The sequence below is a fragment of the Cryobacterium lyxosi genome, from assembly GCF_004403345.1.
Classification (GTDB): domain Bacteria; phylum Actinomycetota; class Actinomycetes; order Actinomycetales; family Microbacteriaceae; genus Cryobacterium; species Cryobacterium lyxosi.
Genome location: NZ_SOGT01000008.1, coordinates 296,874 through 319,734, shown reverse-complemented (window position 1 = coordinate 319,734; position 22,861 = coordinate 296,874). Strand labels below are relative to the sequence as shown.

At 62.3% G+C, this 22,861-nt stretch carries 24 protein-coding genes and 1 tRNA gene; 17 read left to right on the top strand and 8 right to left on the bottom strand.

Annotated elements, in window-relative coordinates:
• Nucleotides 1-130: 130 nt before the first annotated feature.
• From E3T27_RS07735 to E3T27_RS07720, 4 genes are all read left to right on the top strand, one after another.
• Nucleotides 131-1,225: an S-(hydroxymethyl)mycothiol dehydrogenase gene (locus E3T27_RS07735; protein WP_104196921.1), complete on the top strand. Its 1,095-nt coding sequence runs from the start codon at nt 131-133 to the stop codon at nt 1,223-1,225.
• On the top strand, nt 1,225-1,878 hold the full coding sequence (locus E3T27_RS07730) for an MBL fold metallo-hydrolase (protein ID WP_134572136.1): 654 nt from the start codon (nt 1,225-1,227) through the stop codon (nt 1,876-1,878). The genes E3T27_RS07735 and E3T27_RS07730 overlap by 1 nt, the downstream gene beginning before the upstream one ends.
• 63 nt (nt 1,879-1,941) lie before the next feature.
• The gene (locus E3T27_RS07725; protein ID WP_134572135.1) at nt 1,942-2,586 is read left to right on the top strand and encodes a TetR/AcrR family transcriptional regulator; all 645 of its coding nucleotides are present in this window, start codon (nt 1,942-1,944) and stop codon (nt 2,584-2,586) included.
• A gap of 105 nt (nt 2,587-2,691) precedes the next feature.
• Nucleotides 2,692-5,211 (top strand): MMPL family transporter, encoded by a 2,520-nt coding sequence (locus E3T27_RS07720; protein ID WP_134572134.1) that lies wholly within the window; start codon nt 2,692-2,694, stop codon nt 5,209-5,211.
• Between the two features lie 143 nt (nt 5,212-5,354).
• Here E3T27_RS07720 and E3T27_RS07715 read toward each other — a convergent pair whose 3' ends face one another.
• A complete protein-coding gene (locus tag E3T27_RS07715; RefSeq protein WP_134572133.1) occupies nt 5,355-5,657 on the bottom strand; it encodes a DUF427 domain-containing protein in 303 nt (100 codons plus the stop codon).
• 319 nt (nt 5,658-5,976) lie between these two features.
• On the opposite strand from E3T27_RS07715, the gene E3T27_RS07710 reads away from it, so the two are divergent.
• Together E3T27_RS07710 and E3T27_RS07705 are read left to right on the top strand one after the other, a co-directional pair.
• Nucleotides 5,977-6,297, top strand: coding sequence for a DUF2249 domain-containing protein (locus tag E3T27_RS07710; RefSeq protein ID WP_134572132.1), 321 nt, complete (start codon nt 5,977-5,979; stop codon nt 6,295-6,297).
• A 9-nt stretch (nt 6,298-6,306) separates the two neighbouring features.
• Entirely contained in the window at nt 6,307-8,931 is a 2,625-nt protein-coding gene (locus E3T27_RS07705) for a multicopper oxidase domain-containing protein (RefSeq protein ID WP_134572131.1), read from the top strand.
• Nucleotides 8,932-8,943: 12 nt separating this feature from the next.
• Here the strand turns inward: E3T27_RS07705 and E3T27_RS07700 are convergent, their stop codons facing one another.
• Nucleotides 8,944-10,464, bottom strand: a complete 1,521-nt coding sequence (locus E3T27_RS07700; protein WP_134572130.1) for a SulP family inorganic anion transporter — start codon at nt 10,462-10,464, stop codon at nt 8,944-8,946.
• Between the two features lie 226 nt (nt 10,465-10,690).
• On the opposite strand from E3T27_RS07700, the gene E3T27_RS07695 reads away from it, so the two are divergent.
• Nucleotides 10,691-11,053, top strand: coding sequence for a MerR family transcriptional regulator (locus E3T27_RS07695; protein WP_134572186.1), 363 nt, complete (start codon nt 10,691-10,693; stop codon nt 11,051-11,053).
• 114 nt (nt 11,054-11,167) lie between these two features.
• On the top strand, nt 11,168-11,737 hold the full coding sequence (locus E3T27_RS07690; protein ID WP_104196913.1) for a hypothetical protein: 570 nt from the start codon (nt 11,168-11,170) through the stop codon (nt 11,735-11,737).
• Here E3T27_RS07690 and E3T27_RS07685 read toward each other — a convergent pair.
• Both E3T27_RS07685 and E3T27_RS07680 read right to left on the bottom strand, forming a co-directional pair.
• Complete coding sequence (locus E3T27_RS07685; protein ID WP_134572129.1) at nt 11,734-12,147, bottom strand: DUF1294 domain-containing protein; 414 nt, start codon at nt 12,145-12,147, stop codon at nt 11,734-11,736. The two genes, E3T27_RS07690 and E3T27_RS07685, sit on opposite strands and share 4 nt — an antisense overlap.
• 148 nt (nt 12,148-12,295) lie before the next feature.
• Complete coding sequence (locus tag E3T27_RS07680; protein WP_134572128.1) at nt 12,296-13,015, bottom strand: flavodoxin family protein; 720 nt, start codon at nt 13,013-13,015, stop codon at nt 12,296-12,298.
• Nucleotides 13,016-13,165: 150 nt separating this feature from the next.
• Here E3T27_RS07680 and E3T27_RS07675 point away from each other — a divergent pair.
• Nucleotides 13,166-13,238: transfer RNA gene (locus E3T27_RS07675), tRNA-Arg, on the top strand.
• 67 nt (nt 13,239-13,305) lie between these two features.
• Here the strand turns inward: E3T27_RS07675 and E3T27_RS07670 are convergent.
• Nucleotides 13,306-14,118, bottom strand: coding sequence for a tyrosine-type recombinase/integrase (locus tag E3T27_RS07670; protein WP_166786143.1), 813 nt, complete (start codon nt 14,116-14,118; stop codon nt 13,306-13,308).
• A 365-nt stretch (nt 14,119-14,483) separates the two neighbouring features.
• Nucleotides 14,484-14,645 carry a helix-turn-helix transcriptional regulator gene (locus E3T27_RS17325; protein WP_198416499.1) on the bottom strand — a complete coding sequence of 54 codons (162 nt, stop codon included), beginning with the start codon at nt 14,643-14,645 and terminating at the stop codon, nt 14,484-14,486.
• 281 nt (nt 14,646-14,926) lie between these two features.
• Here E3T27_RS17325 and E3T27_RS07660 point away from each other — a divergent pair, with 281 nt between their 5' ends.
• The 5 genes from E3T27_RS07660 (at nt 14,927) to E3T27_RS07640 (ending at nt 19,463) form a co-directional block, all read left to right on the top strand.
• Nucleotides 14,927-15,808 carry an Abi family protein gene (locus E3T27_RS07660; protein ID WP_134572125.1) on the top strand — a complete coding sequence of 294 codons (882 nt, stop codon included), beginning with the start codon at nt 14,927-14,929 and terminating at the stop codon, nt 15,806-15,808.
• Nucleotides 15,809-16,135: 327 nt separating this feature from the next.
• Nucleotides 16,136-16,450, top strand: a complete 315-nt coding sequence (locus tag E3T27_RS07655) for a hypothetical protein (RefSeq protein WP_134572124.1) — start codon at nt 16,136-16,138, stop codon at nt 16,448-16,450.
• Nucleotides 16,441-16,788 carry a hypothetical protein gene (locus E3T27_RS07650; protein WP_134572123.1) on the top strand — a complete coding sequence of 116 codons (348 nt, stop codon included), beginning with the start codon at nt 16,441-16,443 and terminating at the stop codon, nt 16,786-16,788. Before E3T27_RS07655 ends, E3T27_RS07650 begins: the two co-directional genes overlap by 10 nt.
• Before the next feature lie 47 nt (nt 16,789-16,835).
• Nucleotides 16,836-18,053 (top strand): hypothetical protein, encoded by a 1,218-nt coding sequence (locus E3T27_RS07645; RefSeq protein WP_166786142.1) that lies wholly within the window; start codon nt 16,836-16,838, stop codon nt 18,051-18,053.
• A gap of 162 nt (nt 18,054-18,215) precedes the next feature.
• Nucleotides 18,216-19,463: a hypothetical protein gene (locus tag E3T27_RS07640; RefSeq protein ID WP_134572121.1), complete on the top strand. Its 1,248-nt coding sequence runs from the start codon at nt 18,216-18,218 to the stop codon at nt 19,461-19,463.
• A 395-nt stretch (nt 19,464-19,858) separates the two neighbouring features.
• On the opposite strand, the gene E3T27_RS07635 is transcribed toward E3T27_RS07640, so the two are convergent.
• Nucleotides 19,859-20,215, bottom strand: a complete 357-nt coding sequence (locus tag E3T27_RS07635) for a hypothetical protein (protein WP_134572120.1) — start codon at nt 20,213-20,215, stop codon at nt 19,859-19,861.
• 842 nt (nt 20,216-21,057) lie between these two features.
• Here E3T27_RS07635 and E3T27_RS07630 point away from each other — a divergent pair.
• The 3 genes from E3T27_RS07630 to E3T27_RS07620 are packed head-to-tail and all read left to right on the top strand — an operon-like array spanning nt 21,058 to nt 21,781.
• Nucleotides 21,058-21,303, top strand: coding sequence for a hypothetical protein (locus E3T27_RS07630; protein WP_134572119.1), 246 nt, complete (start codon nt 21,058-21,060; stop codon nt 21,301-21,303).
• A complete protein-coding gene (locus tag E3T27_RS07625; protein WP_134572118.1) occupies nt 21,297-21,569 on the top strand; it encodes a hypothetical protein in 273 nt (90 codons plus the stop codon). The genes E3T27_RS07630 and E3T27_RS07625 overlap by 7 nt, the downstream gene beginning before the upstream one ends.
• Nucleotides 21,566-21,781, top strand: coding sequence for a hypothetical protein (locus E3T27_RS07620; RefSeq protein ID WP_134572117.1), 216 nt, complete (start codon nt 21,566-21,568; stop codon nt 21,779-21,781). Before E3T27_RS07625 ends, E3T27_RS07620 begins: the two co-directional genes overlap by 4 nt.
• Here the strand turns inward: E3T27_RS07620 and E3T27_RS07615 are convergent.
• Nucleotides 21,767-22,735 (bottom strand): site-specific integrase, encoded by a 969-nt coding sequence (locus tag E3T27_RS07615; RefSeq protein WP_134572116.1) that lies wholly within the window; start codon nt 22,733-22,735, stop codon nt 21,767-21,769. The two genes, E3T27_RS07620 and E3T27_RS07615, sit on opposite strands and share 15 nt — an antisense overlap.
• Between the last annotated feature and the right edge of the window lie 126 nt (nt 22,736-22,861).

The window sequence follows — 22,861 nt, the reverse complement described above, 5'->3', positions numbered from 1 at the left end:
CAACGTCTGAAAAGATACTGCCTGGTTGACGCACGTCGTACCGGCGTCAGGAGACGTTGATCGGTCGCACGCCTCCGATAAGGTTAAAGCGTCCCCGCCGTACCCGGCACCCCTCGATCGGAGGAGCTCCATGTCCACCACAGTCACAGGCGTCATTGCCCGCTCGAAGGGCGCGCCAGTCGAACTGGTCGAAATCGTCATCCCCGATCCCGGTCCAGGCGAAGTCATCGTGGACATCGAAACGTGCGGCGTCTGCCATACCGATTTTCATTATAAAGAGGGCGGCATCAATGACGATTTCCCGTTCTTGCTCGGGCATGAAGCCGCCGGACGCGTCAGTGTCATCGGCGAAGGCGTCACGCACGTCGCGGTCGGCGACTTTGTGGTGCTCAACTGGCGCGCGGTCTGCGGCGAATGTCGAGCCTGTAAGCGGGCTGAACCCTGGTACTGCTTCAACACCTTCAACGCCACCCAGAAGATGACCCTCACCGACGGTACCGAGCTCAGCCCGGCCCTCGGCATCGGCGCTTTTGCCGAGAAGACCCTCGTGCATGCCAAGCAGTGCACCAAGGTGAATCCGGATGCCGACCCCGCGGCCGTCGGCCTTCTGGGCTGCGGCATCATGGCGGGCATCGGCGCGGCTATGAACACGGGCAATGTCAGCCGAGGTGACTCGGTGGCCGTGATCGGCTGTGGCGGAGTGGGGGATGCTGCGATTGTGGGATCACGCCTGGCTGGCGCATCCGTCATCATCGCCATTGACCGCGACCCCAAGAAGCTCGCCCAGGCGAAACAGCTCGGGGCCACGCACACCATCGACTCGTTGAACCTGGATGAGGCTGGCGTCGTCGCAGCCGTGCAGGCATTGACCGGCGGATTCGGCGCCAACGTCGTCATCGACGCGGTCGGTCGTCCCGAAACCTGGCGGCAGGCGTTCTATGCCAGGGACCTCGCTGGAACGGTTGTGCTGGTCGGGGTGCCGAACCCTGAAATGATGCTCGAAATCCCCCTTATCGACGTCTTCGGGCGCGGCGGCTCGCTCAAATCGAGCTGGTACGGCGACTGCCTGCCGGAGCGCGACTTTCCCATGCTGACCGACCTGTATCTGCAGGGGCGGCTACCGCTTGACGAATTCGTCAGCGAGAAGATCGGCATCGGCGAAATCGAGGCTGCATTCGAGAAAATGGCACGCGGCGATGTGCTGCGCTCGGTGGTGGTGCTCTGATGACCGCACGCATCGACCACCTCGTCACCGTCGGTACCTTCAGCCTCGATGGCGGCACGTGGGACCTCGACAACAACGTCTGGATCGTTGGCGATGACACCGAATGCGTCGTCATTGATGCCGCCCACGACGCCGACGCGATCCTGAAGGCAGTAGGCGACCGTAAGCTGCTGGCCATTCTGTGCACCCACGGGCACAACGACCACATCGGTGCAGCCGCCAGCGTGAGCGCCGCAACGGGCGCCCCGGTCTGGCTGCACCCGGCCGACACGATGCTGTGGGAGATGGTCTTTCCAGCGGATGCTGCTGCGTCTGCCACGGCAACCACGCGACCGAACGCGCTGAAGAACGGCCAGCGCATCGCCGTCGCCGGCATCGAGCTCGAAGTGCTGCACACGCCCGGGCACTCGCCCGGAGCGGTCTGCTTCTCTGCGCCGGCACTCGGCACGGTGTTCAGCGGTGACACGCTCTTCCACGGTGGGCCGGGTGCAACCGGCCGGTCGTTCAGCGATTTCCCGACGATCATCGACTCGATCACCACCACGCTGCTCACGCTGCCGGCTGCCACCGTGGTGCGCACCGGGCACGGTCAGTCCACCCTGATCGGCGACGAGGCGGGCCACCTCGAAGAGTGGATCGCCCGCGGGCACTGAGCAAGAAGTAACTCGCTCGAGTTCGCCTTGCACTTTGTGCGTCGTTGCACTTAGTGTAAGCACATGATTTCGCTTGACGCCGCACCCGATCGCCGCGCCGACCTCAAGGCTCGGTACCGCCAGGCAATTCTGGATGCCGCCGACTCGCTCATTCGCGAGCGGGGCAAACCACAATTCAGCGTCGACGAACTCGCGGAGCGCGCGGACGTCTCCCGGCGCACGGTTTTCAATCATTTCTCATCGCTCGACGATGTGATCATGACCACGTGCACGCAGGTGCTCAGCGCCACCGTCGACGAATTTCGGGCGGCGACGGCATCCACCCCGCTGGGAGACGGTCGTCGCGACGGCCTGTTCGACGAGATCACGACGGCACTGCGCGCCATCGACCTGCCGCCCGTGGTCGCTTACCTCGCCGGAGTGCTCACGGTCGAGGGTGAGAACGGTCGCTCCCGGCACAGCATCGGTGACGTCTTCACGCGCACGACCGAACAGCTCTCAGCGGAGATCGCCGGTCGCACGAGCGCGATCGACGAATTCGAGGTTTCCATCCTGGTCAGTTCGGTGATGAACGGCATCGCCATCGTATCGGCGCACTGGTTGGCTCGAACGGGTGGCACGCTCGACGCATCCTCCCGCACTGTCTGGTACGAACTGCTCGACCGCCTCATCGTCACGATCCGTACCGGATACGCTCCGTCCAACTGACCAAACGCATTCCTGGTGATCCACCACCTCGACTCTTGATGACGGGATGCACGACGCCACGTCGGTCATCCGACCACACCTTGCTCATACACAGAAATTGAGAATATGGCATCGCTTCTCTACCGACTGGGTCGGTTCTCCGCCCGCCGAGCGTGGCTGGTCATTGTTGCGTGGGTGGTCGTTCTCGGCCTCGCCGTCGGTGCGTTCTCTGCCTTCGGCGGAACACTCACGTCGTCCGTGAGTATCCCCGGTACCGCCACTCAGAAGGTCAGCGACGAGCTCGCGGCGAAGTTCCCGGCGGCCAGCGGCGGGCGAGGAACGGTCCTGTTCACCACGACCGACAACTCCGCCTTCACCGGCACGCAGAAAACCGCCATCGGCGCCCTGCTGACACGCTCGATCGATCTCGACAGCGTGAAATCGGTGACGAATCCCTTCGATACCCAAGCCCAGATCGATGACCAGGCGCAGCAGGTCGTCGACGGACGGCAGAAGATCGCCGCTGGAACGGCGCAGATCGATGCGGGGCAGGCGCAGATCGATGCGGCGACGGCCGAGGCCGCGGCTGCGCAGAGCCAGCTCGATGCCGGCCGCGCGCGAGCCGAGGCGGCGGGTCGACTCGCTGCTGCTGGGCGGATGCTCGATGCCCAGCAGGCGCAGATCGATGCGGGCCGCACTGCAATTGCCGAACAACAGACGGCACTCACGGCAAGCCGTGCCGAGCTCGAGGCGTCGAGCGCCACGCTCGAACAGGGAGCCGACCTGCTCGACCTGGCCGCGGGCATCCGTCAGGTTTCGACCGACAAGACGACCGCCGTCGCGAGTATCCAGTTCGACACGTCGCTCAACCAGGTTTCGACCGAGTCGAAGAAGGCGGTCGTCGCGGAGATGAACGACGCCGGCATTGCCGGCGTCAGGGCTGAGGTCTCCAACGACATTGCTGCGAGCCTCCCCGAGATCCTCGGTCCCGGAGAGATCGGCGGCGTCATCGTCGCGGCCATCGTGTTGTGGGTCATGCTGGGCACCCTGATCGGTGCGGGGCTGCCATTATTGAACGCGTTGATCGGCGTGGGCGTTGGCGTGCTCGCTTCACTCGCACTGTCCGGGGCCGTCGAAATGCTCTCGGTCACTCCGGTTCTGGGAGTGATGCTCGGGCTCGCGGTCGGCATCGACTACTCACTCTTCATTCTCAACCGGCATCGAACGCAACTGCGCAACGGGCTGCCCCTGCAGGAATCGATCGGGCTGGCCAACGGCACCTCCGGCAACGCGGTCGTGTTCGCGGGCGCCACCGTGCTCATCGCCCTGCTCGCCCTCAACCTCACCGGCATCCCCTTTCTCGGGCTCATGGGCACGGTCGGTGCCGTCTGCGTCTTCGTCGCCATTCTCATAGCGATCACGCTCACACCGGCAGTGCTGGGCCTGGTCGGCACGAAGATCCTCACGAAGAAGGCCCGCGCGCGGGTCGGCCACGCCAGCAACCATGCCCGGGTGCCGGTCAAGCCGATGAACACCGTACGCGCCGTCGTCACTGTGGTCGTGGGCATCGTCGTTCTTCTTGTCGTGGCCATCCCCGCGCTCTCGATGCGCCTCGGACTCCCCGCCGGTTCGTCCGAACCACTGGGCTCGAGCGCCTACAACGCTTACACACTCGCCGACGACAAATTCGGGCCGGGCGTGAACGGCCCGCTGCTCGTCGTTGCCGATCTTGAGACAGCCGTCACGGATGAGGACCTGCTCGCTGAACAGGTACGCATCGGAACAGCGCTCCGTGCCGAGAACGACGTCGTCGCCGTCGCGCCGATCGGAGCATCCGATGATGACCTGCTTCTCGCTTTCCAGGTCATTCCCGCCGAGGGGCCGAACAGCGAATCGACCGAGCAGCTCGTACGTGACCTCCGAGGAATCGACCTGGTTGGGGTCGCTTCCCTCGGTGTCGCCGGCAACGCATCCGGAAACATCGATGTGAGTGAAAAACTCGCCGCCGCGCTCCCGCTGTACCTTCTCGTTGTCGTGGGGCTTTCACTGATTATTCTGATCTTCGTGTTCCGATCGATCCTGGTGCCCGTAACTGCGACACTGGGCTTTGTCTTGTCGCTGTTCGCCTCCTTTGGGGCGATCACGGCGGTCTTCCAGTGGGGCTGGCTCGGTGCTGTGTTCGGTATCCATGATCCCGGGCCGATCCTGAGCTTTCTGCCTATTCTCGTTGTCGGCGTTCTGTTCGGACTGGCGATGGACTACCAGTTGTTTCTGGTCAGTGGGATGCGCGAATCGTACGTGCATGGTGCATCGGCGCGCCTCGCGGTGCAGCGCGGGGTGCACGCCGGGCACACGGTGGTCATCGCCGCCGCGCTCATCATGGCCTCGGTCTTCTCCGGCTTCATCTTCTCGAACTCGGTCATGATCCAGTCGATCGGTTTCGGGCTCGCCGGCGGCGTGCTGCTTGACGCGTTCGTGGTGCGGCTGCTGATCATCCCGGCCGTGATGCACTTGCTGGGGGACGCAGCGTGGTGGTTGCCGAAATGGCTCGATCGGATGCTGCCCAACGTTGATGTGGAGGGTGCCTCGCTCGAACGGGCGCACCCGGTTGCCGCGCCCGAGCGTGTCCCCACGTCGATCGTCTGACCGGTCGTGAAGGTGGGATCGCCTGGCGCGCGTTCCTGCCGCAGATAATCGAGCCGTGAGAAGTGCAGCGTAAACGCCCATGCGACGGGCACCTCTCACGCCTCGATGCGCGGATGCCGCTCGGGGCGGCATTCGGCTACCGCCTAGTCGGTGACCTGCACGTCTTTCGAGAACGCCAGGTAGCCACTGAAGTCCTTGCCGACGCGTTCGAACGCTGTCGGGTACGGGTGCGGGTAGCTGAAGGCACGATCCTGCAGCAGGGTGTCACCGTCTTTCAAGCTGAAGTACTGGCATTCGCCCTTCCACGGGCAGGTATACGGGGTGTCGCTCTCGACGAACAGCTCGCTCGTCACGCTCGCGGGCGGAAAGTACCAATTGCCCTCGATGCGGATCAGATCCTGCTCGGGTGCCTCAGCGATAACGGTGTCGTTCAGTACGGCTTTCATCACAAACCTCCTAGTGCGTGCAACGTTACCCGCGGAAGCCGAATTCTCCCAGCACCGGAACCACTTCGCCCGGTGCAGCGGTCCCGCGACCGCGCGGTACCTCGAACCAGCACACGCTGGCGACATGGCTGTCGGTGATGCGAATGCGACCCGTCACCGAACACGCGTCGATCGTCTAACCGGTCGTGAAAGTGGGATCGGTTGCTTCACCACATGCGACGCAACCATTCACCCGCTCACACGAGGGTCGGTGTATTAAACGGAAAAACATGCTCTAAAATAGGAGAGTGCCGTAGGTGCATCGAGCCGAGGAGACACCATGACCGCCGAACCGATCCGTATCACTGCCGGGGCGAATGCCCATGAGCACGAACCCGCTGCGGCCACGTGTACCTGCGGTCACGACGGCAGCGAATCGATGGTTCTTGACAGCCGCACCATCCCGCACGCGATCCGTCACGCCGCGATTTTCGGTGCGTTGGAGGCGATTCAGCCCGGAATATCGCTCGACCTCATGGCGTCGCACGACCCGCTGCCGCTATTGGCCCAGCTCGAACGAAACCACCCGAACACTTTCAGCATCACCTACCTCGAGAGTGGTCCCGATGTGTGGACCCTGCACCTGACCCGCATTCTGTAACGGTTCGACATGAAACCGAGCCTCAAGCGCCGGCTGTGGCATCAGATCACCGGCATGCTCGTGCCCGTCTGGCTGATCCTCGGGATCGTCAGCGTCATCCTCTATCGAGGATCGTCGTTCGGGCCTTGGCTCATGGTGCATCTACTGCTGCTGGGAGCCCTCTCGACTGCGATCCTGGTCTGGAGCCAGCACTTCGCCGACAGCCTGCTGAAGAACACTGCTCCTGGCGGCCGGTACTGGCTGGGCGTTCGACTGACCGTTCACACGGTCGGCGCGGCGCTGGTCATGATCGGGATCACCGGCGCCTGGTGGCATGTCGTGCTCACCGGAGGAATCCTGGTCGGACTCAATGCCGTCGTGCACGCCACCATTCTCGTGCGGCAGCTGCGCGGCGCACTCCCGGCCCGGTTCGCTCCGCTCGTGCGGTACTACATTGCTGCGGCCGGATGCCTCGTGGTCGGTGTCACTCTCGGAATTTGGATGGCCCACCCCGGCAGTGCGGCGGCGAGTGACTATTACGACCGGCTCTACATCACGCACATCGGACTGAACCTGCTCGGCTGGGTCGGCCTGACCGTTATCGGCACCGTCGCCCTGCTGCTCCCGACCGTGCTGCGTTCCCGAGTGCTGTCGACCACCCGGGCCGCCGCACGCCCCACCCTGCCGACTCTTCTGGCCGGACTGGTGGTTTTGGGAACTGGCGCCTACGCCGACTCGCGAATCATCACTGCGGCGGGTGTACTCATCTACCTGGTCGGCTTCGCCCGGGTGCTCGGGGAGTTGGCCGGGCACGTGCGCCGTTCGCCCGCCGTTAGTTACGCCGGGTGGTCTATCACCGCAGCCCTTGCCTGGTTTGCGGTGTGCGCGCTCGGTTTTGGCACCGTCGTAGCCACCGCTGGCAGCTGGGCGGATGCCGCGGCCGGCCTCAAAACACTCGTGCCGTACTTCGCGGTCGGCTTCGGCGGCCAGATCATGATCGGCGCGCTGAGCTTTCTCATTCCGGTCGTGCTCGGCGGCGGACCGCGGGCGTTCAAGGCCACCGCGCACGAACTCGATCGGGCCGGCCTGTTCCGAGTCAGCGTCGTCAATGGCGCACTCGTTGTCACGCTTCTTCCAGTGCCCGACGTCGTCGCCGCCGCGCTCTGGGCAGTTCTCCTCACGACCCTTGCGGCGTTCATCATTCTGATGGTGCGGGCGCTGCGCATCAATCGAAAGAACCGCACTCCTCCGGGGGCGCAGCTTCCGCCATTGGTGCGTGACGTCGCGGAGAGTCCCGCGCCGAAGCCGCCCCCTCGCACCGCGATGCTCATCGCGGCGGCGGCGACCCTGGCTTTGACCCTCGCCGTCGGCGTCGCGCTCGAGCCTTCCAACATAAGTCTCGCCTCGGGCTCGGGCTCGGGCCCGGGCGCGACCGGCCACACGACGACCGTCGACGTCACGATGATTGACACCCGTTTCAGCCCCGACATGATCAACGTTCCGGTCGGCGACAACCTGGTGATCACCCTCACCAACGCCGACGGCATGCTCCACGATCTCGTATTCGACAACGGAGTGGAGTCCGGCTCGGTCGAGCCCCAGGCCACGACGACCGTCGACGTCGGGATGATCGACGCCGACCTGGGCGGATGGTGTTCCCTGGGGGGCCACCGGCTGCTCGGAATGCTGCTGACCGTGAACGCGATCGGTGCGGACTCGACCGCCACTGCCGATTCGCCCGCAAACACCATGCACAGCGACGCGTCGGCATCCGGAAGCATAGACCCTCTGGCCGAGCCGGGAAGCGATTTCGTCGCGCGTGATGCGCGACTGGCGCCCGCGGCATCCGCTACCGTGCACACGAGCACGATGACCGTCGGCAATACCGAGACCGAAGTGGCGCCGGGCATCACACAGATGCTGTGGACCTACAACCACACGGCGCCCGGGCCGACGCTGCGCGGCACTGTCGGTGACGTCTTCGAGATCACGTTCGTCAACGCGGGAACCATCGGCCATTCGCTCGACTTTCACGCCGGCTCGCTCGCACCGGACAAGCCAATGCAGACCATCGATCCCGGAGAAGAGCTCACCTACCGGTTCACCGCCACGCGCTCGGGAATCTGGATGTATCACTGCTCGACGATGCCCATGTCGGTCCACATCGCGAACGGTATGTTCGGTGCGGTCATCATCGACCCGCCCGGACTGACCGCCGTCGAGCAGGAATATGTGCTGGTCCAGTCCGAGTTCTATCTGGGCAGGCAGGGCGAGGAAGGCGACCCGGTCAAGGTGCAGACGCAGCTGCCTGACCTGCTCACGTTCAACGGCTACGCGAATCAGTATGTCGCCGCACCGCTAACCGCGACCGTCGGCGAGAAGGTGCGCATCTGGGTGCTCGACGCGGGCCCGAACGTTGGAAGTTCCTTTCACGTGGTCGGAGGTCAGTTCGACACCGTGTTCTCCGAGGGTGAATACCTCCTTCGGGGCGGTGGCAGCACCGGAACGGGCGGGGCGCAGACGCTCGCGCTCGCGCCCGCCCAGGGCGGCTTCGTCGAGCTCACGTTTACCGAAGCGGGTACCTATCCGTTTATGAGCCACGTGATGTCAGATGCGGAGAAGGGCGCGCGCGGGCTGATTGTGGTCACTGACTGACACGTTCGAAGGCTAGTGCCCGCCGCCGAGGTTGCCGGCGAGGCGGGCATGCAGTTCGTGGCTCGCCTCGTTCAATCCCTCGATGACGACGCGCTTGTCGAGCCGCTCATACTTGTAGGTGATGGCGTCGAGGGTGGCGACGGTCGAGGCATCCCAGATGTGTGACGCCGACAGATCGATAACGATACGGTCGGGGTCGTCGGCATACTCGAACTGGGTCATCAGGTCGTTGCTCGAGGCGAAGAACAGCGCCCCGGTCACGGTGTAATACGCCGTCGGCACGGGCTGGTCAAGCTCAACAGTGCGTTCCACCCGGGCCAGGTGGGCGACCCGGCGCGCGAAGGCGACCATCGCCACGATCACGCCGGCGACGACGCCGATGGCCAGGTTGTGGGTGAGAACGATGATGACGACCGTGGTGACCATGACGGTGGTCTCGCTCCCCGGCATCCGCTTGAGAGTTGACAAGCGGATGCTGTGCCAGTCAAAGGTCAGATACGACACGATGATCATCACCGCGACCAGGGCGGCCATGGGCACGACGGCGAGTACGTCACCGAGGCCGAGCACCAGAACGAGCAGGAAGACGCCGGCGAGGAAGGTAGAGATGCGGGTGCGGGCGCCTGAGGCCTTGACGTTGATCATGGTCTGGCCGATCATGGCACAACCGCCCATTCCGCCGAACAATCCGCTCATGATGTTGGCGACGCCCTGGCCCCAGGTTTCACGAGTCTTGTTGGAGTGGGTGTCGGTGATCTCGTCGACGAATTTTGCGGTCATGAGTGACTCGAGGATTCCGACGAGGGCCATGCCGAGGGCGTACGGGGCGATGATGGTGAAGGTGTCCCAGTTGAGCGGAACGTTGGGGAAAAAGAGTTCGGGCAGGCTCTGGGGGAGTTCTCCCTGGTCGCGGATGGTGGGGACGTTGATCGCCATCAGTACGGTGACCACGGTGAGTACGACGATCGCGACGAGTGGGGCCGGGATCACCTTGGTGATGCGTGGCATGACGACCATGATGATCAGCCCAGCGGCAACGAGCGGGTAGACCATGAAGGGCACGTCGAGCAGCTGGGGGAGCTGGGCTGTGAAGATGAGAATCGCGAGGGCGTTGACGAAGCCGACCATGACGCTGCGGGGAATGAACCGCATGAGCTTGGCCACGCCGACCAGGCTCAGCACGATTTGAAACACGCCGGCCAGGATGACGGTGGCGATGAAATATTCCATGCCGTATTCTCGTGCCACGGGGGCGATGACGAGGGCGATGGCACCGGTGGCGGCGGTGATCATGGCCGGGCGACCGCCGACGAAAGCGATCGTCACGGCCATCACGAACGAGGAGAACAGGCCGACGCGTGGGTCGACACCGGCGATGATCGAGAAAGCGATCGCCTCGGGGATGAGGGCCATGGCCACGACGAGGCCGGCCAGAACTTCGCGGGTGAGCAGGCGGGGCGTGCGCAGAGCGGTGAGAACGGAGGGTTCCGCTCGGTAACGGTTGGGCGCGGTGGATTTGTGGACAATGGCCATGAGGCCTCCAGAAGCTGGGCCGGCCGTGCGGCCGAAATGGATAGAGAAGAGTTGGGTGGGCGCCGCGGTGCGCACCTCCACCGGTCATCGAGGACAATGGTGGGAGGGTGGGCTCACAGGGGAATGTCAGCCGACTCCTGCAACACTACCCTAACGTTAGGGTTGATTGTGACTGAGAGAAAGAAGGTTCCCGGTGACACCAGGCGCGACCGGGTCCGTGGTCACGATGCACATCGGCGAACTCGCCGAGAAGACCGGGCTGTCGCTGCGCACGATTCGCCACTATGACGAGGTGGGCCTGCTGAAAGCATCCGCTCGCACCGACGGTGGATTTCGGCTGTACTCGCCCGACGACCTCACGCGGCTGATGCTTATTCGCCGCATGAAACCCCTCGGCTTCACTCTCGACGAGATGACGGCCCTGCTCGCGGTCATCGACCTGCGGCAAGGCGGTGGAGCGGATGCCGACAACGTCGAGTCCAGGCACCAGCTCGATGCCTTTATCACCGACACCGTTACGCGACGCCAGAAGCTTCAAGACCAGCTCGGCATGGCCGATGAGTTCCTTGCACTGCTCTGCGCGCCGTAGTAAACGCATTCACCGATAAAATGGAGGTCACCTGCACGAGGAAGTGGTGGCGCAATCATTTGGAACCGGTCCCGGCGTCGTGCTGACGCTCACGCACACGTCAGTGAACCCGATGTGAACGCTGAGCTGCCCGACCTCGAGCGCACGGTCGATGAAGGCCTGCTCATCGCCTTGTCAGCCGTGCGGATGGCCGTGAAAAACGACATCATCGTCGGAGCGCTGCGGGAACACTTCGATTACGACTTTGCGCGATACGCCGACAACGCCCGCAGCGAAGTGCATCGGCTGGCTCGGCAGAACGAAGAGTATGCCCGACGGGTGAGCCGAATGGGGCGAGATCTCGCAGCTATGAAGTGGCGGCCGAGTTTTACCGACGACCAACGCCACGATCTCAAGCAGTTCGCCCTCAGGGTTCGCGTGCATGAGCGGTTGACGCTCGCCCTCGACGCCGTGGCCGCCGACAATAACCAGGTGGCCCGGATAGTGGCGAGCGCACAACGATCAGCGAGCGAAGAGGTCAGTTCGGCGGTGTCGTCCAAACTCATCGAATTGGCCGTCGACCCGCGCGCGCCCGACTACGCCGAACACCGGAGCGAACGTCTGGAAGCCTTCGTTCTGATCAACCTCGCTATTTTGCAGGCCAAGCACGACGCGGCGACCAGCCCCGAATTCAATGAGTATTAGAGAACGCTGAAGTCGGTGATCGCCTGCGCTATCAGCCGGTCAAATGCCGGAGTGCTCAGCAGGGCGAAGAGCACGACGTTGATGATGATCGTCGCCCGGAATGCTTTTCGAAAGCTTTTCTTCTGGGTCTTGTGGCGCAGTACCTGCTGCGCCACAATCGCGCCCGGCCAGCCGCCGATGACGCCCCAGAACAGCAAGGTGCGTTCCGATATGCGCCACCCTCCAAATTTCGCCCGCCGCTTGTCGATAGCGTAGAGCGTGAAACAGGTGAGACCCGTGACCAGGTAGAGCCCGACCACCCAGAGCGGCCTTGGCCAGTACACGGCGCCGACGAGGTAAACCAGGACGAACATGGCGATCGCGAGGTAGCTACCCCTGCCCGCTGCACGGAGGGAGCGAACGAAGGCCATACTCCATGCTAAAGGCTACGGGGGCCGTCATTATTGCCGCGCACCACCGGTGACAAGCACGTCAGGGCGTTCGGCAAATGCACGAGGAACGACGGAAGAGTCTGTTCAGAGTGCCTGGTGTACCGCGGGTTCCCTGATGTGCTGATAGCTACCGATATTCGGGGTTCGGTTCGAACCCAAAGCGTTCGCCGCGGTCCCAGTCTTGGCGAAGATTGCCAAAGGCTGGAATGCCACCGTTCTTTTTCAGGATCGAGGCGAGGTGCATGAGGTTCCAGCTCATGAAGGTCACATTGCGGTTGGTGAATTCATTCTGAGGTCCACCGGATCCTTCGTCGAGGTAGCTCGGGCCAGGGCCGATCTCGCCGATCCAGCCGGCATCGGCAGCGGGCGGAATGGAGTAACCGATGTGCTGCAGGCTATATAGCAGGTTCGCCGAGCAGTGTTTCACGCCGTCTTCGTTGCCGGTGATGATGGCGCCGCCAACCTTGCCGTAGAAAACATACTGGCCCTCGTCGTTGAATTCGCCAGAGTGGGCATAGAGCCGTTCCACGATGCGCTTGGTCACCGAGCCGTTGTCGCCGAGCCAGATTGGCCCGGCAAGCACCAGAATATCGGCGGCCAGCACCGTGGAAAACAGTGACGGCCAGTCATCCGTTTTCCAGCCGTGTTCGGTCATGTCGGGGTAAACGCCGGTGGCGATGTCATGGTCGACGGCCCGAACCAGGTCTACGTGCACACCCTGCTCCCGCATGATGCGGGCACTGAGGTCGACGATGCCCTGGCTGTTGCTGACCTCGGGGCTGCGTTTGAGGGTGCAATTAATGAAGACGGCGCGGAGGCCTGAGTAGTCAAAGGATTCACGTTGCATCCGGTTAGTAAAGCACTGGCTGAAAAACGAGGAAAGGGGTTGATTTCTGCGGAACCGGGCGCGGTGTACCCCGCAGCGGCACGGAACGCTCCCGATAGCTGGTATAGTTTTCAAGTTGTCTCCGGGAGTAACAGCTCGGAAGATTCACATGCGCTCGTAGCTCAACGGATAGAGCATCTGACTACGGATCAGAAGGTTGGGGGTTCGAATCCCTTCGGGCGCACAGATAAACCCCGTCTCATCAGGCTTTTAGCCTGTTGGACGGGGTTTTCTTGTTGGGCTAGGTCCCGCTATCGTCCCGCATTGAACAGCACAGCCAAAGCGTCACGTGCCTCAGTTACCGATTCGCGTCGCCCAATATATCTGTCCTTTGTCAGTCTGTCACTCACATGCCCGAGCAAATCCGCCGCGGCTTGAGGACCCGCCCATGCGCTCGTGACCGTGGCGGCAGTCTTGCGCAGGCCGTGCATGACTAGTCCCGATACGTCCGCCGCCACACACACGGCTCGCCAGGCGCGGGCGACGTTCTTGGGGCTGTACGCCGAGCCGCTCGCCGTGCAGAAAATTAGTTCTCCACGACGCGGCAGGCTACGGAGCCTGTCTGCAATCCAATCCGGGACATCGATGGTGCGGCGGGAGCGCGGAGTTTTGGTTTTGTCCTGGCGTCGAGCGGTGGGACCTCCATCAAAGCTTTTGGGCAGCTGGATAACGGTACCGCTCACGGTAATTTGCGGAATGCGAGCGTCGAGGTCAACTTCGTCCCAGCGCAACGCGATGGCCTCGCCAAGGCGGAGACCGCAGAGCATGACGTCTACTATCGCCCCGATGGGCATTGTCGGACGTCGACCAGGCCTGAGGTTCCCTGCCTCGAATTCCGACGCCGCCCAGCGCAGCCGCTCGACTTCTTCGCTGGTCGCAGGGCGTGGGTCTCCTAACACGGACTTGGGGAGGCGACCGACGTCACGCACTGGGTTGCTGAGGATGAGGTCATGACGAATCGCGTGAAGCATCACCTGTGAAAGTACGTTCTTTGCTCGCTTGGCACGGGCAGGATGTTCCGTCGCGTCCTTGAGGAGGAAGGCGTCCAGAACCGCAGTATTCATTTCCGAGAAGGCCCTTTCACCGAGTCCAGTGTTGCTTGACAATATTGGGCTGTCCAGCGTTTGCCGATACTTTACGAGTGATGTCGGTGCCAATCGACCCTCAAGGAGAATGCGCGCGTACCAGGACTCACAGACCTCCCGAAAGGGAGCATCTGGTTGCAATGACCCTGACGCGCGCTTAGGCCTTTCGAGCAACTTCTTGTCGAGTGCACGCGCAGCGGCGCTCGCACTTTTGCCGTAGGCAGCCGGCTGGCGTACCTTTCCGTCGGAATCGCGGTATCGGGTTCGCGCGCGGAAACGACCTGGCTTGACCTGACTTACATTGACAGTCCCACGCGTCCCTACGAGGAGACCTTGTCGCGCCATCAGGCGGCCACTTGCGTTTCAAGCCACGAGTCCACTTCGTTGCGGCGGAAGCGCAAATTCTTCCCGACGCTGAAAGCTCGAGGTCCCCGACCGCTGCTGCGCCAGGTGTAGAGGGTCGATTTCGTGACTTGGAGATAGTCAAGTAATTCTGCGGTGGTCATGAGGCGGTCATTAATTGAGGTCGGCATGGTGTGCCTTTCACAGTCGTGCGGGACTGAGCCGGCAACGACCATTAGTGGCCGTTACCCAAGCTCTATGCGCAGCGTCTGAGGGAGGTGTCCGTTGTCTCTGGACCGCCACTCGTCGGCATTATCGCCACGACGGTTCACCGGGCGAATGGACAACGGTCAGCTTCTCCAACTATGTTGAATACAACACCCCCCGCCAAGGCTAGAGCGAAAGCTTCCTCAAACCGGCGGGTTCCTTCGTTAACGGGAGCTCAGTGAAGAACGCTCTAAATCTTGCAGAACAGGTAGCACTCCTCCGCACTCGGGGCCTTGTCATGGGCGATGACGATGCCACGAGTACTGCGGCAAGGTTGTTCCTCTATGGCACGAACTACTACCGGTTCAGCGGATACGCTCGTTATTTTCAAATTGCGCCAGGTCGGGGGGACGACCGATATCGAGCGGGCACGTCGTTCGCTCAGATTCGTGACCTTTATGAGTTCGACCTGCAACTGTCCCGACTGTTGTTCGATGGGCTTGCCGAAATTGAGGTCGTGTTCAGGGGCAGGTTCGCCTATGAACTAGCTACTCGTCTCACCACTCCGTGCGATTATCTCGACAGGCCGACATACCTGCAGGAGTTCACCCAAAACGGGACGGACCTCCGTGAACGGTTAGTAGAAAAAATTTCGCGTGAACTCGAACGCTCGAAGGAACCGTTCATCAGCCACCACATTAAAAAGGGTAAGCGTGTACCCATCTGGGCTGCCGTCGAGGCTCTTAGCTTCGGCACCCTCTCGCAGATGTTCGACTTAATTGAAAATGTGGCCGTTGTCGACGCGGTCGGTAAGTCTCTGAGTCTGCCCCGAACAATTGCCCCCGGGACATTCCACAGCCTTGCGGTCCTCCGAAATATCTGCGCCCATCATGGGCGCATTTGGAATCGGGTACCCGCGCGCGCAGTTCCAGTCAGGCAAGTCCTCGTCCGGGAGCGGCTTCAGAATGTCGACAATAGAAGTGCGTTTGCATGGGCGGTCGTCGTTGCCGACCTTGTCGACACAATCCGAAAGACCGCGACGTATTCCGCAGCGCTCTACGATTTCCTAGACGAGTATCCTGAGGCATCGCAGGGGCTCCGGCACCCACGTCTCACATAGCTCAATGTCTGGGTCCTCGGTGGACACCGCTTCATATCAGGTCGCTTCGGCCGGCATTTTGCAAGAGCGCAAAGGGTTACCTCGCCCGGCCGCACCCGCCGGCGCTACACCGGTGCGGTCGGCGCCGACGTGGCGGCGCCAGCATCGTTGTTCTCGACCGCGCATAGAACGGTGCATGGACACCTCGAACTTTTCGGTCATTATCTCTGGACCCGCTCAGACAGCCGCAGCGTGGGCAGAAGCATGCCTAGATGCCGAGGCGTGCTGGCTGCTCATTGAGAGCGACACGGCGTTGAGGGTCTATCGGCTGGATGAGGTGATTGCCGCGTGATTCAGTCACTACTCATCATGACGCCGGGGGCGCTCGGGCTCCCGAGTAGCGCCGACTCTTCTATTGAGCGCGCTCTCTTTTTTCGCGCCCAGACGTCGGTGCTCACAATTCCGGCAGGCGGCGTTGAAGGACGAGAGATGGCCTTGACGCTCATGGCTCGCGCCGGCGCAGTACCTGGAATCGGAATCATTTTTATTGACGACGGCCACGCCGATGAGCCCCGCTGGTCGCGCCCGACGGACTTGCACTCCGTCACGGGGGTCGACATGGCAGGTCAGTGGATGCTCGGTTGGAGTCTGAAATGGACCTGAATGCAGGCACGACCCAGTTCAACTATTTTGGTCGGAGGATGCTCGAAGTCGGTGCGTTCTTGAAGCACCAAGACGATGATTTTCGTCCCGAGCGCATCGTGATAGTCGACCGCGAGGCGCGGCTCGCAGATGGAGAATCGGAGAAACTCGCCGCGCTGCACTGCCGCGGCGGGTGGCCGGGCGTCGAATTGGTCTTAGTAGACCCGGGGCCATGGGTGGGGATGACGATGGGCTCCGTCCGACAGGTTTGCCAGGCGCTGAAATTAAACGACCCATCGCCTTCGGGACATACCGCCGACCTGGCCGGGTTCGAAGAGAATCCCGAGGGTCTTTTTTGAGGTCGCACACGGTGCACTACCCTCAGAAAGAAAACGGGGGTTTTGCTGTGACTGTGCCTATGAAAATACTCGGCGTGGCGGCAAAGGTCCGCGCGTTCGCCACGACGCAGACCACCAAGGTTCGCGGCATCAGTAGGACCCGCAAGGTCATCCTCGCTAGCACCCTGGCGGCTGCCCTGGTCGTCGGTGGAACCTTCGGCGGTTTCGCCGCGGTCGCCGCAGTGCAGGAAGCAGCGCACACCAGCGCCCTCACCGCACACCAGGACGCAACGCTCACGCTCGCCGCAGCACTGAAGAGCGACGCGCAGGCTGACACCGACCTGACTGCTGAGCTCGCTGCCGCCGCTGGTCTGGACGCGCAGGTTCTCGCTCTCGTCGCCTCTACCGACGGCCTGGTCGACGAGGAAGCCCGTGCAGCCTTGGAAGCCGCGCGCGTTGAACTGACAGCTACCGCCACTGATATCGCCAGCGTTCAGGGCTTGGACCTGGCGACCGGCGCGGTCATCGAAACGGTGACCGTCCCGAAGGCACCGTCGTTCTCGAGCGATGCGACCGCGGAGAGCATCCGCGAGTCCACCGTCGCCGTTGAGAAGCTCACTAGCGCCGCTGGCGTCGAGCAGAAGGGCGTCACCGCTCTCTCTGCACACCTCGCTGCCGCCACGACTGCTGTGACCGACACGTTCCCCGCCCTGGTGGAATCTGTTGCCACTGCCGGTCAAGCACGCCTTGACGCCGCACCGTCCGCCGGAGCGGCCGAGCGCGACGCACTCGCAGCAGCAATCGCCGCCGTTCTTGGTGACGCTGACAGCCTCGCTTCCTTGACCACCTACGCCACCGCAGCCGCAGCGACCAGCGCCTCCCATGTCGCAGTCGAAGCACAGCGCGCCGCAGAAGCCGCAGCAGCCGCACAGGCAGCGGCCGAAGCCGCAGCCAAAGCAACCGCACCCCGCAGTTATAGCGGTACTGGTAAAAGTACGTCTGGCGGTGGCGTTTCCTCAGATGGAGGAACGGCTACCGACGGTGGTGGAGCAGCGGATGGTGGCGCGGCGACCGGTAAAAGCGGTGGGAGCTACCTGACTGGCGACCAGCCGTGGTACCCGATTCAGATTCAACCCGGTGGTCTACCTTGCCAGGGCACCGGCGGAGGCCAGGAAGTGACATACGGAAGTACGCTGATGCCGCCGGTCGACAACTTCAACTACACGACCTACGAAATTGCAGGCTATGGCTATGGCATCCACTGGACCTGCGACACGGGATGGTGACCGGTCCCAGTGGGGCTGGACGTTCGTGCCCCACGACTGGCCGTTGTCGTACCGCGCAAGGTCGCAGTGTGTGGCAACCAGTTCTGGCACAAGGTCACCGCTGCTCTGGGATTCACTCGGAACTTCGGTTGAGCAGGAATCGCTGAAATGAGAAAAAGGCACATGATGAACATCGACATCTCTGACGAGATTCCGACGCAGAGGCCCGGTGTCTTCGCTCGTCTGAGCGACGCTGCGGCAGCTCAGGCCGCCAATGTTCGCGGTATCGGTAAGGCCCGGAAGGTCATCGTTGCCAGCACTCTGGCAGTTATCCTTGTCGCCGGTGGGACGTTCGGCGGGCTCGCTGCCGTCGCCGCGGTGCAGGAAGCGGCGCACACCAGCGCCCTCACCGCACACACGGAAGCAACAGACACGCTGACTGCCGCCTGGAAGAAGGACGCGCAGGCTGATACCGACCTGACGGCAGAACTCGCTGCCGCCGCTGTTCTGGACGCGCAGGTTCTCGCCCTTGTCGCCGCAACCGACGGCCTGGTCGACGCTGACGCACGAGTCGCCCTCGAAGCGGCTCGTGTTGAACTGACGGCAACCGCTACCGACATCGCTGAGGCCCAGGGCCTTGACTTGGCGACGGGCGCTCTCATCGAAACCGTCAGCGCCCCGAAGGCTGTATCGCTCAAGAGCGATGCCACGACGGACGGCATCCGTGAATCCACCGTCGCGCTCGAGAAGCTCACCAGCGCAGCCGGCACCGAACTGAAAGGTGTCACCGTACTCTCCGCCGACCTCGCCACCGCCACGACCGCCGTGGGCGATGCTTTCCCCGCCCTGGTGGAATCCGTCGCCGTCGCCGGCCTGGCACGCCTTGATGGAACCCCGTCAGCCGGAGCGCCTGAACGCGACGCACTGGCCGCAGCAATCGCCGCGGTGTCTCTCGAGGACGCAGATGCACTCACCGCGCTCAGCACCTACGCCGCCGCCGCCGCAGCGACCAGCGCGTCCCACGTCGCAGTCGAAGTACAGCGCGCCGCCGAAGCAGCAGCAGCCGCACAGGCAGCTGCCGAAGCCGCAGCAAAGGCGGTTGCACCCCGCAGCTACAGCGGCTCAGGTTCCAGCGCAGGCAAGAGTACCGGTGCCGGAACTGCTACTGGTGGAGGTGCTGCTACTGGTGGCGGAAGCTCTGCCGGCGGGGGGACGAGTGCTGGCGGGGGAAGCTCCGCTGGAACGGCTCCTGTGTCGAACTGGCGCCCGTTGAAGGTTCAGGCTGGTGGCAGCGCGTGCAGCGGCACCGGTGGCGGACAGTCAGTAGGCTACGGCTCAACTCTTATGCCGCCTTTGGACAACGCAGGCTACGAGACATGGGAGACATCGGACGGCTGGGCTATCCACTGGACTTGCGACCCCGGTTGGTAACAACTCCCACATCTAGCCTCGTCCCCTCGCCGGGTGCGGGGCTAGATTCGTTGGTGAGCTGTGGCGTGTCGGTGGGTATGAATGGTTCCCGCTTCAACCATGTGGGGCATAGGAGCTGCGGCGGAGAGCGGCTGAACGAACAGGTTCAGTACAGTAAGGAGCAGAGCGTTCATTCTGTCAAACCTTCCTCATTCGAGCACCAGCCGTGCCCGTCGAATTGTCTATGCGCGTACGTACGTCAGCGTGGGCACATGGCCGGCCGGTATCGACACCAGCCATGAGGGAACCACCAATGCGGTGACGGATGGGACCGCATTGGTGGGCCCGAACGGTTGGGCATAACGCGTGTCTGTGGCAAGGAGATAGCAGCTGGTTACATCTGCCGGGACCCGTGACTACAGGATTCCGTGAGCGCGGAGGATTTGCGCGGCCTGCTTCCGTGCATGCTCCAACGGAATAGCCGGGAGGACTGCCGCGATGAACTTGGGGGCATAGTCGGCGTGTTCGATGCATAGGTAGAGGGCGCAGCCATAGGCAGCGGAGTCAACATCAACACCAATATCGCGGTTCTCGAGCAGGTCACGTTGACTATTTCTAACTGTCTCTATGGCTCTGGACGGGTCCACGAACATTCGCTTGGCCAGCACGGTGGCCACGTTCGACAGGTAAGCCGTATTGGCGTTGGTACTTCCGTCCATCTCGGCAAAGTCGAGTCCAACAAGCACGGGCGGAGCGACCTGAATTGCGCTCATAATGCCGGGAAATTCCTTCTCAAGTTCACTAAACATTTCTGGTCTACTTTCTGCGAATAAACGTTGGAGTTACTGCACGGTGGGAGTACCGGTGCAATACGCTCTATGCGCAGCAAGACGAGTCGGTGTCTGTTCCAGGCTCACCGAACAGCGAAATGGCCGGAATGACGGGGTTAACTCGGGACATTCGCTAGTTAGTGGCTTAAGTTACCGTTGGTGGAGCGACGTGAAGGACTCGCAGCCACACACCTTCTGTGTGCGTCTTAGAAATCTCAATAGTCACGAGCATCCCGCGGGCAATGCGGGCATAGACCGTGCTCGTTGACACACCGAGGGCTGTAGCAGTCTGAGGCACCGACAATCCGGGCAAATCGGCTGGCTTATAGCAGGGGCGGGTCCGCCTCACAGTGGTCAGCTTTCGCAGTACCGGCGTCTTTTTTGTCGCCTGGTTGATAAACGTCGGGTCCCATTGACGGCGAGCGTCGTCGCCTCCAGAGAGGCCGACGATTTCTGCCACTTTGTCCCAACTCATTTGACGTCCCACCAAAGCGGCAACGAGGTCAGCCGTTTCTCGCCGCAAGTGACTTTGCAGGTCCACAACTAACCGAAGAGCTTCGACCTGATGATGTTTCAGAACCAGCGATGTCCGATTCTCCACAGGCTCTAAGTGTGTGAAAGCCGCTTGCGTCCTTGCGAGGTGGTGATGAATTCGGGCCATTCCCACAGGCTACAGCGGCGATATCAGCCCCGCTGAGCCGGCTAGCTGCCCTCTGTCACCGAATGCCAGCAGCCCTGCGCTTCCGCTGGTCGCATTCTCTCAGGTCACCGCGCATAGATAGTGCATGGAGCATGAGACGTTCGGCATTCAGCTATCTTCCGCGAGCGAAAGCATCGGGTCGCTCATTGTCCCTTTCATGACGAAAGCCGATGCCATCCTTTACGGGAGGCTGGTCATCGGCGCGCAAGAAGGAATTCGTTTCGCCCTAATGCACCGCACCTCTCCCACCTCACCTTGGCGCAGCATCGCGGGCGGCACGAACAGCATGGGAAAAGGCATGGCATCAGCCGAGGTGGCACGGGCGTGGTGACCGACCACGGCCTGTCAACACCGGAAGAATATGAGCGGCGGCTGAAGGCGCTGACCGCCGCCTCGTGGAACGGGGCGCTCTCTGGAAAGCCAATGCCGGCCGACACGCGGATGCTTGCAATGCGGCACGCCCGTGGCGAAATCAGCATGGAAGAACTCATGGAACTCATGGAACTCATGGAACTCATGGAACTCATGGAACTCATGGAACTCATGGAACTCGTGAGGGCGCAGGCGCTTGACGACCGTGGGCAGGAGCCAAAATGACAGACGGCGGTATCTCCGATGAGGAGAAAGCGCGGCGGTTAGAAGCATGGGAATCAGCGTCGTGGAACCAATTTTTATCGAGCGGCATCCCGTTCAGCGCGGATGCGCAGGCCAGAGCAATGCGCTGGGTAAACGGTGAGGTCACACGTGCCGAACGCGCATCTGAATTGCGCGCCGTCCTGGGTTTGCCGCCTGCCTCAGAGGCCGAGTGAGCCGCCGGAATTGTTGTCGAACACCGCCGATACCCTCACATACCCGAGCAGCGTATCCATTGATTTATGTCGCGTCGTCTGCATCAAATCAGGCAGCGATACGCCGGCGCGCACCGCCACGGAAATGTGACTCGCTCTCGTGGAATGCGCAGACAAGCTCTGTGTTTCCACACCGGAAGCCGCCGCGTGATGTTTGAGAATGTTGTTGACGCTCTGACCAGTGAGTCCACCGGCAAGTACAGTCCCCGTTCGACTGACCCTTGCGAAGACCGGGTCGCTTTTTGACCCGCCACGAACACCGAGCCACGCTCTAAGGGCTCTCGTTACATCGGTGGAGCGGTGTTCGCCGGTGGATACTCCGACCGTCGCGCCGCGCCCGTCCTGGTCCGATTTTGACCGGCGAATATTTATGCGAACGCCCTCAGACGACAACTGAACGTCATCGCGCTTGAGAGCCACGAGTTCGCTTCTCCGCATCGCGCTTCCGTACGCAAGCAGTATCAGTGCGGCATCCCTTTTGCCGGCGGTCGAGTTGCGGTCGATGCTTCCGAGAATACGTTTGAGTTCCGCAACATCGAAGGCCCTTGCCTGACGACGCGGCGCGGTTCCGAGTCGGCGGCGAAGCCCGGCCATCACAACTACGACTCCGCGTTCGCCCGTCGGGTCCCTGAAGTTCCCGTTGACATGGCTATCGCGGATGGATGAACATGCCACGGTGATAGTGCTCATCGCGCGACCTTGGTCGGCAAGCTCAGTCAAGAATGCCGCGACCGTCGCTGGGTTCGACGGAAGTACCGGCTGACCGTTCGCCAAACCCCACGCGCTAAATGTTCGCATTGCGCTGGCGTAAGTCGCCCTGGTGTTCGCGGCCTTGCTATCGAGCAGCGCCGCCTCCACCAGTTCGATTTGTCGGGGAGTTAACTGAGTGCCTGCGGCTTCGAGTTGCGTTTCCATACCTTTGTCTATGCGCGGTCAACTATCGAAAAGCGGAGATGCCCCGACCATCCCTATAAGGGGTGTTAACGATGATTTAGATTGACGAAAAAAGAAACCCCGCACCTCATCGAAGGTGCGGGGTTG